Raw genomic sequence first — 9730 nt, 5'->3', positions numbered from 1 at the left:
GGAGATGTTCCTACATCTTCACCTATGCGCAAGCTTTTGCAGGATGCGCTGCAGGAAGAAAACACCTCCCAGGAATCGATTCCCCAGCAATCAAGAGAAACGAAAGAATAGGCATCCATTTTGCTAAATCTCCTTGGAATGGGCACACTACCAGAGAGAAAATAGATCCAAAGGAGAAAGGCAATGAAAATTCAAAACTTTACCAAAGAAAACTTTGAGGAGGAAGTCCTCCACGCGAAAAAGACGGTGCTGGTGGATTTCTGGGCGCCTTGGTGCGGACCCTGCCGGGCGGTGGCTCCTATTATTGACCAGGTAGCAGAGGAAACGGCGGAAAGGGTCAAGGTGGGCAAGGTTAACGTAGACGATGAGCCGGAGCTTGCTGCCCGCTATGGCGTCATGAGTATTCCTACCCTGCTGGTGGTGAAAGACGGCCAAATTGTGAAAAATGCGGTGGGGACGAAAAGCAAACAGGAAATTTTGGACATGTTGTCCTAAAGAGAAAGGAGATATACCTATGGCACAGCACGATCAAAGATTTTTCATCTGTAAGCATTGTGGCAACCTGGTGGGAATGATCCACAACGCGGGGGTTCCCATCATCTGTTGTGGTGAGCCTATGCAGGAACTGGTAGCTAACTCCACCGAGGCAGCAGGGGAAAAACACCTGCCGGTGGTCAAGGTAGAAGGCGACAAGGTTTCTGTAGAGGTAGGCAGCACCCATCATCCCATGACCGAAGAGCACTCTATCCAGTGGATCTACCTGGAGACAAAGCACGGCGGCCAGAGAAAGGGGCTGTGTCCTGACGAGGCGCCAAAAGCAGAGTTTGCCCTGACAGACGACGAGCCGGTTTCAGCTTATGCATACTGCAATCTCCACGGTCTGTGGCGGACTATGATCGAAAAATAAGTCATCTTTCAAAAGCGGGCAGGAGAACAATTCCTGCCCGCTTTTGAAATCGCGGAATATTGGAGTGCTCTGATGGGGGAAAGTCCAGAAATTCCACTTGACACCAGGGGCTTCCTAAGGGATAATATAATTTAGTATTTTGCGCATAAGAATGGCTTTTGTTTTGTCTCGCGGAATGAGAAAGACGGGCGAAAGCCAAAGCGCAAAGATTTGCAAATCCCTGCGCGCCGGTATGGCGCGTATTTTGATAAGGGAAGCCGGGCCATTCCGGCGGATAAAAATGGGAGGGAATCATCAACATGGCAAAAGAATTAGGCAAGGTGTATGATCCCAAGCAGGTGGAGGACAAGACCTACGACTTCTGGCTTGCCGGCGGATATTTTCACGCTGAGGTGGATCATAACAAAAAACCATATACCATCGTCATTCCGCCGCCAAACATCACCGGCGTCCTTCATATGGGGCATGCCCTGGATGAAACACTGCAGGATATCCTGATCCGCTACCGGAGGATGCAGGGATATTCTACCCTGTGGATGCCGGGTACCGACCATGCCTCCATTGCAACTGAGGCCAAGATTGTAGAGGCCATGAAGAAAGAGGGCCTGACCAAGGAGGACTTGGGCCGGGAAGGCTTTTTAGAGCGGGCCTGGAAATGGAAAGAACAGTACGGCGGCACCATTATCGAACAGCTGAAAAAACTGGGCTCCTCCTGCGACTGGGAGAGGGAACGTTTTACGTTGGATGAAGGCTGTTCCGAAGCGGTCAAAACCGTATTTGTCAACCTTTATAACAAAGGCCTCATCTATCGGGGTGAAAGAATCATTAACTGGTGCCCCCACTGCTTAACCTCCATCTCGGATGCCGAGGTAGAATATGAGGAGCAGGCGGGCCACTTCTGGCATCTGCGCTATCCCATTGTGGGCACTGACCAGTTTGTTGAACTTGCTACCACCCGTCCGGAAACCATGTTAGGCGATACTGCGGTGGCCGTCCATCCCGACGACGAGCGGTATAAACATCTGGTGGGCAAGATGGTGAAACTCCCCCTGACCGACAGGGAAATCCCCATCGTGGCGGACAGCTACGTGGAGATGGATTTTGGAACCGGCGTAGTTAAGATCACCCCAGCCCACGATCCCAACGACTTTGAGGTGGGACTGCGGCACCATCTGCCTGTCATCAACATTATGAACGATGACGCTACCATGAATGAAAATGCCGGCGAGTATGCAGGCTTGGACCGCTATGAGGCTAGAAAACGGATTGTTGAGGAACTGGACAAACAGGGATATCTGGTCCGGGTGGAAGATCATGCCCACAATGTAGGTTCCTGCTATCGCTGCCATACCACGGTGGAACCGAGAGTTTCCAAACAGTGGTTTGTCAAGATGGAGCCTCTGGCAAAGCCTGCTGTGGAAGCGGTGAAGGAGGGCAAGACCAAGTTTGTCCCCGAGCGCTTTGACAAGATTTATTACCACTGGATGGAGAACATCAAGGATTGGTGTATCTCCCGTCAGCTTTGGTGGGGACACAGAATCCCGGCCTGGTATTGTGACGACTGCGGAGAAACTGTAGTCGCCATGGATGAGCCTAAGACCTGTCCCAAATGCGGCAGTACCCATCTGACCCAGGATCCGGATACCCTGGATACCTGGTTTTCCTCTGCCCTGTGGCCCTTCTCTACCTTGGGGTGGCCGAAACAGACGGAGGAACTGAAATACTTCTATCCCACCGACACCCTGGTTACCGGTTATGACATCATCTTCTTCTGGGTGGCTCGGATGATCTTCTCGGGACTGGAGCACATGGGAGAAGTGCCCTTTAAGACGGTACTGATCCACGGTCTGGTACGGGATGCCCAGGGCCGCAAGATGAGCAAATCCTTGGGCAATGGTATTGATCCGCTGCAAATCATCGACCAGTACGGCGCCGACGCCCTGCGCTTTACGCTGGCCACCGGCAACAGCCCCGGCAATGATATGCGTTTTTCGGAGGATAAGGTCAATGCCAGCCGTAACTTTGCCAATAAATTGTGGAATGCTTCCCGGTTTATTTTGATGAACCTTTCCGACGAGCTGACAAAGCCGGAGCTCCCGGGCGAGCTTTGCATTGAGGACAAATGGGTCCTTTCCATCTATAACAACCTGGTCAAAGAGGTCACCGATAACCTGGATAAATTTGAGCTGGGCATCGCGGTCCAGAAGCTATATGATTTTGTCTGGGATATCTTCTGCGACTGGTATATTGAGCTGACCAAAACCCGCCTGCAGGCTGGAGGGGAGACTGCTCTGGCAGCTCAGCAGGTGCTGGTCTATGTGATGAACGGCATCCTGAAACTGCTGCATCCCTTTATGCCGTTTATCACCGAGGAAATTTGGCAGGCTCTGCCCCATGAGGGCGAGAGCATTATGGTTTCCCCCTGGCCGGTATTTGATCCTGCTCTCTGCTTTGAGACGGAGGAAAAGGACTTTACCAAGATTATGGAGATGATCCGTGCCATCCGTAACTGCCGGGCCCAGATGAACGTACCTCCCAAGAAAAAAGCCCGTGTCTTTATTGAGACAAAGTTTGTGGATGTTTTCACCCAGTGCAAGATGTTTATAGAGCGTCTGGCTTCCGCCTCTGACGTGGAGGTAGCGGAATCCTTCCAGGTAGAAGGGGCCGTACAGGTCATCACCGATGCTGCCCGTGCCCTGATCCCCATGGATGAGCTGGTGGATAAGGAGAAGGAGCGGGCAAGGCTCCAGAAGGAAAAGGCTTCCTGCGAAAAAGACATTGCCATGAACGAGCAGAAGCTGCAAAATGAAAACTTCGTCTCCAAAGCGCCGGAACATGTGGTGAACCAAATTAGAGACAAGCTGGCGAAATCCAAAGAGCGCCTTGCTAAGATTGAGGAAAGCCTCAAAGCACTCTAGAAAATAACAGAACAAAAGAGAGGCCGGCCGGATGGGCTGGCCTCTTTTGGTGAGGAGAAGCCATGAACTATAAAGAAACACTGCAGTATATCCATTCACTGCTCCGGTTTGGCTCGCGGCCGGGATTGGAGAGAATCCGCATCTTGTTAGAGCGGCTGGGAAATCCCCAGGATAAGCTCAAGTTTATCCATGTGGCAGGGACCAATGGGAAAGGATCTACCACCTCGATGATCGCGGCCGCCCTATCCAAAGCGGGATACCGGACCGGGCAGTATATCTCCCCTTATGTGGTGGAGTTTCGGGAGCGGATGCAGATTGACGGGGAAATGATCGGCAAAGATGAGCTCTCCGCCCTTATGGACCGGGTGCGGCCGGAGATCGAAGCCATGGCGGCCAAGGATGAGATTATCACGGAGTTTGAGGCTATTACGGCGGCGGCCTTTCTTTGGTTTTATGAGCGGGGCTGCGACATTGTCTGCCTGGAGGTGGGATTGGGAGGAAGATTCGATGCCACCAACGTTATTGGCACACCGGAAGCGTCGGTGATCTGTTCCATCAGCCTGGATCATGTGGAGATATTGGGCCATACCCTTTCCCAAATCGCTATGGAAAAATGCGGGATCATCAAGCCCCACGGCATTACCGTCTGTTATCCTCTTCAGGAGCCGGAGGCGTTGGCGGTGATTATGGAGCATGCCGCTGAAAACGAGAACCTTTTCATGATGGGCAACTTTGCCTCTGCGGAGATATTGGAAGAGAATATGCTGGGCTCCCGGTTTGTGTACCGGGACATGGAGCTGGAGCTTTCGATGGCGGGGCAGCACCAAATCGCCAACGCCATCACCGCTGTGGAGACCCTTTTGGCCCTTCGGAGTAAGGGATATGCTCTTTCTGATACCGCCATCAAAGAAGGATTGGCCTCAGTCCGCTTTCCGGCCCGGATGGAGGTGCTCAGCCGCTCGCCCCTTATTGTCCTGGATGGGGCGCATAACCTGTCTGGCATGGAGGCCATGGAGAGGGTGGTGGCGTCTTTGGATAAAAAGGTTACCGTTATCATGGGTATGCTTTCTGATAAGGATTACCAGGCCTGCGCTGCCCTCATGGCGCCCCATGTGAAGAAATTTGCCGCCATCCGGCCGGAAAATCCCCGAGCTTTAGACCCCAAGGTGCTGGCAGATTTGGTTCGGCCCTATTGTCAGGAGACGGAAGCCTTTGAAAGCTATGACGCAGCGATTTCCTTTGCTATGGAAGGGCTTTTGCCAGAGGATGCCCTTTTTATCTGCGGCTCTCTCTATCTTGCCACCTCCATGCGGGAAAAGATGACGGCAATCCTCCAAAATCGATAAAAGAAGAGCAAAAGGGCGAACCTGCTTCGACCAATATTTTATGGGAAATCCGATACCATAGAGATATGGTATCGGATTTTTGTGTTTGCCGTCATTGGGACGCCGGATAACATGGTAAATGAGGACAAGCAGTACAATAATGTGTGGCAATAAGGAGGGGAAGCAAAATGCTGAGAATAGAGACATCCCAGGAGCTGATGATGGTATTTCTCATTGGCGAAATTGACCATCATTGTGCCGGGGAACTGCGGGAGGAGATCGATAGAGTGGCCGAACGGGTACGGCCGAAAACCATGATTTTAGACTTTTCTGATGTAGGGTTTATGGATAGCTCCGGCATTGGGCTGGTCATGGGCCGGGTACGGCTGATGAAGTCCTTTGGCGGGGAGGTAAGGATACAGGGTGCCCATGGAAACATCCGCAAGGTAATGCAGATTGCGGGATTACACCGTGTGGCGCAGATGGATGACAAAAAATAGAGGAGGACAGCAAGGGATGAATATCATCAATGAAATGAAACTGAAGATACCCGGAAAATCTGTCAACGAAGGATTCGCACGCTCTGCTGTAGCTGCGTTTGCAGCCCAGCTGGATCCGACAGTGGCGGAGATCGCCGATATTAAGACGGCGGTCAGCGAGGCGGTGACCAACTGTATTGTCCACGCCTACCGGGACACCATAGGCACCATCTATATCGAGACCCGGGTATTAGAGAATCGGGTATTCATGATCAAGATCAAGGATCGGGGTTGCGGTATTGCGGATGTCAAGCAGGCCATGGAGCCTCTTTTTACCACCGCACCAGGAGAAGAGAGGGCTGGACTGGGGTTTTCTGTTATGGAATCCTTTATGGATAAAGTCACTGTCCGTTCCACCTTGGGCAAAGGAACAGTAGTTACCCTAACCAAAAAAATAGGGGAAAAGGGAAAATAAGATGCCTCTACATAACTTTGGACAGGGGGCATGGCTTTGAAAACACAGGAAAGTTCCCGGGAACAGGTGATTGAAAACAACCTGGGGCTGGTCCACTCCTGCGCCCATCGATTTAAGGGGCGTGGCATTGAATACGACGATCTGTTCCAAGCAGGCTGCATGGGGCTCATCAAAGCGGCAGACGCCTTTGACACCCAGCGGGGGGTCAAATTTTCCACCTATGCAGTGCCAGTCATCCTGGGAGAGATGAAACGGCTGTTTCGGGATGGAGGCAGTGTAAAGGTGGGGCGTACCCTCAAAGAGCTCTCCCTCAAATGTGTCAGAACCCGGGAGCAGATGGCGGTGAAATTAGGCCGAGAACCTACCGTATCCGAATTGGCCCAGCAGCTGCAGGTCGATGCGGCCGCTGTGGTGGAGGCGGTAGGCGCTGCCCAGCCGCCGGTCTCCTTGACGGAAAACGAGGAGGAGGGTGGAGGACAATTTGATATCCCCGTTGCCTCCCATGAAGAGAATGTGTCAGATCTTTTATCTTTGCGGGAGGTGATCACCACTCTGGATGCACGGGATCGGAAGCTGATTGTCATGCGCTATTTTGGCGGGAAAACCCAGACTGAGGTGGCAAAAGTGTTGGGAATGACCCAGGTTCAGGTTTCCCGAAGGGAAAAGAAAATATTGGGCAGCCTGCGCCAGCAGCTGACAGGATAAAGGCGTCCGGTGGGAATCCGGACGCTTTTTCATGAGAGATTTGGTATTTATTTCATTGAGAGCACAGAGAAATGGACAGAATAAAGAAGGTAAAAAAGAAATTTTTAGTTGATATTCCTATATTTATATCTTATACTTGAAGTAGACAAGGATTTAATATTCTACGAGATCAGAGCGTATGAAAAAGAAAGGATGAATCCTATGAAAAGAATTGGTATGCTCACAAGCGGCGGAGACTGCCAGGGACTCAATGCGGCACTGCGAGGCGTGGCAAAAGCCTTATATCATGAGATGGGGAAGGATGTGGAGATCTACGGCATTCGGGACGGATACCGTGGACTGATTGAGGGAGACTGCCATCCCATGAAAGAATCGGAGTTTTCAGGGATTCTGACCCGGGGCGGTACAATTTTGGGCACCTCTCGGCAGCCCTTTAAACTGATGCAGGTGCCGGATGAAAACAATGTACACAAATTGGCCCGCATGAAGGAAACCTGCAAAAAGATGAAATTTGACTGTCTGGTCATTTTGGGAGGCAACGGGACCCATAAAACAGCCAATCTCCTGAGCCAAGAGGGGATCAATGTGGTGACGCTGCCTAAGACCATTGACAATGACCTGTGGGGAACAGACGCTACCTTTGGATTCCAAAGCGCTGTGGACATCGCGACCAATGTTCTCGACTGTATCCACACCACAGCTACCTCCCACGGCAGGGTGTTCATCGTAGAAATTATGGGCCACAAGGTGGGCTGGCTGACCCTTCATGCCGGCATTGCCGGAGGGGCAGACGTCATTCTGCTCCCCGAAATCCCCTATGATGCAGACAAGGTAGCCAAGGTGATCAAAGACCGCAACAAGGCTGGAAAAGGATTTTCTATTCTGGCAGTAGCGGAGGGAGCCCTCTCTAAAGAAGAAGCAAAAATGTCCAAGAAAGAATTCAAGGCTTCCCGCGCCCAGATGGTGGAACCCTCCATTTCTTACCGGCTTGCCCGCGAACTGGGAGAGAGAACCGGACAGGAGATCCGGGTCACCATTCCAGGACATTTCCAGAGAGGCGGCAGCCCCTGCGCCTACGACCGTGTGCTTTCCACCCGTTTGGGAACAGCGGCGGCCCAGCTCATCAAAGAAGAAAAGTTTGGCAATATGGTGGCACTGCAAAACGGATGCATTGTACCTGTTCCTCTCAGCGAGGTGGCAGGCAAGTTGAAAAAAGTGCCGGTGGACTGTGAGCTTATTCAGTCCGCCCGGGATTTGGGCATCAGCATGGGAGACTAAAAAGATCCGTGTCATATAAAAAGAGCCTGCTAAAAGCAGGCTCTTTTTATATGTTTTACAGCAATGTTGTCAGCAACCAGGGGGTGATATAAGTTTCCACCAGAGCTGCCACGACAAGGAGAGGCAGAATAACGCAGAGATAAAAGCGAAGCATAGAGAGAAAAACGCCGCTGAAGGAGGCCAGCCTGCTTCTTCCCACCAATTTTTTAACCAGTTCCTTACACAGATAAATGCCCAGGGCGGCAGAGAGAATCAAAGCCGGGATTTCAAAGATACCATGGGGCAGCAGCGCCAGAACCAAGAAGGATACCCCGGTTCCCATTGCCATAGAAAAGGCACAGGCAATGCCGATAATTACCGCATTATAACCAAGAATGATAGCCGGAAGGAACAAAAAGGGAATAATTCCCAAAATGGCCATCAGTGCTGATGCCCGAATATTGTTAAAAAGCAATGCAAAAAAAGAAATACCACCGCTTTCGGTATAGACACCGTTTTCCTGAAACATCTGGGAGATGGTATTGAACAACCCTGCGGTCAGATCCTGATTGCTGTAAAAGACAAAATAGGAGACAGCCCAGCACAGGAAAAAAATCACGAGGGAGATCCAAAAGATTTTGAAGAGCTCCCTTCGGAAAAATAATCCGGGGCGGAGAGAACGACTTGTGGAACTATCCATATTGATTCCTCCTTTTCAAATTAGATGAAAGCTTATCTATTATTATGGAGGCAGCACACAGGAAAATCAAGTCAAATTCTGTGAAAGATAGAAAGGACTCTCGTAAAAAAACGAATATCCCAAAGAAATCTAGCGTGGAAAGGGATGAGAATAACTTGCATATCTTTCAAACAGCAGGCACAATTTATTATTTCGAAAATAGTTGACAAAGTAGAAAGGAAAAGTTATTATAATAATAACAATTACTGATATTGAATTTTGAGATCAAGCGAGATCTGGCAGGGGTTTCCTACATACAGCTGGATTTGGGAAAATAGGTGAGGCTTATCAGATTATCAGGTGTCAACAGGCCGAGGAGACTGATGCTCTATCTGTGGAATGAAACCAGATAAAATGGTTAAATTATAGTACAGGCGAAAATGAACGGTAAAATCTCCGAAGAATCTTCTTCGGAGATTTTACTTTTTTTCAATTGCCTCTTGATTCTGGACTGTAATTTTTGTATAATATAAAGGCTATCACGAATAGGCCGGTGTGATGGAATTGGCAGACGTGCTGGACTCAAAATCCAGTCCTGGCAACAGGGTGCGGGTTCGACCCCCGCCACCGGCACCAAAAAGAATACCCACTTTGGATACCATCGGCAGAAATGCCGATGGTATCGGGCTTTTCGGAGATTTTTGGCCCTCAAAATTCAGAGGTAAAACAAAAGATCCAAACGGGGGGTTCACAGAAGCTGACAGGATTCGAACCCCCAGATCCTTTAGAAATCCACAGCGCCCTTTTTGAAATGAGATTTTTCAAAAAGGGCGCCATTTTCATATCCGGCAAAAATCAGAGTGCCAAAGGCGTCAATCTCTCAGCCAACAGGCTGAAGGGTTGGCGCCTTTTTTCATATCCCGAAAAAGGGCGCTAAAGTTACAAGGGAGGTAAAGAGATGGAAAACACCAATGTCCGGCAGGAG

10 protein-coding genes and 1 tRNA gene are annotated in these 9730 nt (G+C 50.4%); 10 read left to right on the top strand and 1 reads right to left on the bottom strand.

Features of this window, described 5'->3' with window-relative positions; all coding sequences use genetic code 11:
- Positions 1-183 precede the first annotated feature (183 nt).
- From trxA to ACZ25G_RS02820, 8 genes are all read left to right on the top strand, one after another.
- Complete coding sequence (trxA, locus tag ACZ25G_RS02855) at positions 184-495, top strand: thioredoxin (protein ID WP_191483051.1); 312 nt, start codon at positions 184-186, stop codon at positions 493-495.
- 19 nt (positions 496-514) lie between these two features.
- The gene (locus tag ACZ25G_RS02850; protein ID WP_342681037.1) at positions 515-907 is read left to right on the top strand and encodes a desulfoferrodoxin family protein; all 393 of its coding nucleotides are present in this window, start codon (positions 515-517) and stop codon (positions 905-907) included.
- Between the two features lie 299 nt (positions 908-1206).
- Positions 1207-3825, top strand: a complete 2619-nt coding sequence (locus ACZ25G_RS02845) for a valine--tRNA ligase (RefSeq protein WP_342681036.1) — start codon at positions 1207-1209, stop codon at positions 3823-3825.
- 62 nt (positions 3826-3887) lie between these two features.
- The gene (locus ACZ25G_RS02840; protein WP_463681471.1) at positions 3888-5171 is read left to right on the top strand and encodes a bifunctional folylpolyglutamate synthase/dihydrofolate synthase; all 1284 of its coding nucleotides are present in this window, start codon (positions 3888-3890) and stop codon (positions 5169-5171) included.
- A gap of 167 nt (positions 5172-5338) precedes the next feature.
- The gene (locus tag ACZ25G_RS02835) at positions 5339-5650 is read left to right on the top strand and encodes an anti-sigma factor antagonist (RefSeq protein ID WP_463681470.1); all 312 of its coding nucleotides are present in this window, start codon (positions 5339-5341) and stop codon (positions 5648-5650) included.
- 16 nt (positions 5651-5666) lie between these two features.
- Positions 5667-6104 carry an anti-sigma F factor gene (gene spoIIAB, locus ACZ25G_RS02830; RefSeq protein ID WP_463681469.1) on the top strand — a complete coding sequence of 146 codons (438 nt, stop codon included), beginning with the start codon at positions 5667-5669 and terminating at the stop codon, positions 6102-6104.
- A gap of 36 nt (positions 6105-6140) precedes the next feature.
- Positions 6141-6809 carry a sigma-70 family RNA polymerase sigma factor gene (locus ACZ25G_RS02825; protein WP_463681468.1) on the top strand — a complete coding sequence of 223 codons (669 nt, stop codon included), beginning with the start codon at positions 6141-6143 and terminating at the stop codon, positions 6807-6809.
- A gap of 201 nt (positions 6810-7010) precedes the next feature.
- Positions 7011-8087 (top strand): 6-phosphofructokinase, encoded by a 1077-nt coding sequence (locus ACZ25G_RS02820; protein ID WP_342681032.1) that lies wholly within the window; start codon positions 7011-7013, stop codon positions 8085-8087.
- A 55-nt stretch (positions 8088-8142) separates the two neighbouring features.
- On the opposite strand, the gene ACZ25G_RS02815 is transcribed toward ACZ25G_RS02820, so the two are convergent.
- Positions 8143-8685 (bottom strand): stage II sporulation protein M, encoded by a 543-nt coding sequence (locus tag ACZ25G_RS02815; RefSeq protein WP_463681467.1) that lies wholly within the window; start codon positions 8683-8685, stop codon positions 8143-8145.
- 609 nt (positions 8686-9294) lie between these two features.
- Here ACZ25G_RS02815 and ACZ25G_RS02810 point away from each other — a divergent pair.
- Together ACZ25G_RS02810 and ACZ25G_RS02805 are read left to right on the top strand one after the other, a co-directional pair.
- A tRNA-Leu gene (locus ACZ25G_RS02810) sits at positions 9295-9381 on the top strand.
- 34 nt (positions 9382-9415) lie between these two features.
- Positions 9416-9682 carry a hypothetical protein gene (locus ACZ25G_RS02805; protein ID WP_463681466.1) on the top strand — a complete coding sequence of 89 codons (267 nt, stop codon included), beginning with the start codon at positions 9416-9418 and terminating at the stop codon, positions 9680-9682.
- Positions 9683-9730 lie beyond the last annotated feature (48 nt).

The sequence above is a fragment of the Zongyangia sp. genome (assembly GCF_965361945.1).
This window is presented reverse-complemented; position numbering and strand designations above follow the sequence as displayed.

Excerpts from the sequence above, each read along its gene's own strand:
- trxA (WP_191483051.1), top strand. The coding sequence starts at position 184 with ATGAAAATTCAAAACTTTACCAAAGAAAACTTTGAGGAGGAAGTCCTC.
- ACZ25G_RS02850 (WP_342681037.1), top strand. The coding sequence starts at position 515 with ATGGCACAGCACGATCAAAGATTTTTCATCTGTAAGCATTGTGGCAAC.
- ACZ25G_RS02845 (WP_342681036.1), top strand. The coding sequence starts at position 1,207 with ATGGCAAAAGAATTAGGCAAGGTGTATGATCCCAAGCAGGTGGAGGAC.
- ACZ25G_RS02840 (WP_463681471.1), top strand. The coding sequence starts at position 3,888 with ATGAACTATAAAGAAACACTGCAGTATATCCATTCACTGCTCCGGTTT.
- ACZ25G_RS02835 (WP_463681470.1), top strand. The coding sequence starts at position 5,339 with ATGCTGAGAATAGAGACATCCCAGGAGCTGATGATGGTATTTCTCATT.
- spoIIAB (WP_463681469.1), top strand. The coding sequence starts at position 5,667 with ATGAATATCATCAATGAAATGAAACTGAAGATACCCGGAAAATCTGTC.
- ACZ25G_RS02820 (WP_342681032.1), top strand. The coding sequence starts at position 7,011 with ATGAAAAGAATTGGTATGCTCACAAGCGGCGGAGACTGCCAGGGACTC.
- ACZ25G_RS02805 (WP_463681466.1), top strand. The coding sequence starts at position 9,416 with ATGCCGATGGTATCGGGCTTTTCGGAGATTTTTGGCCCTCAAAATTCA.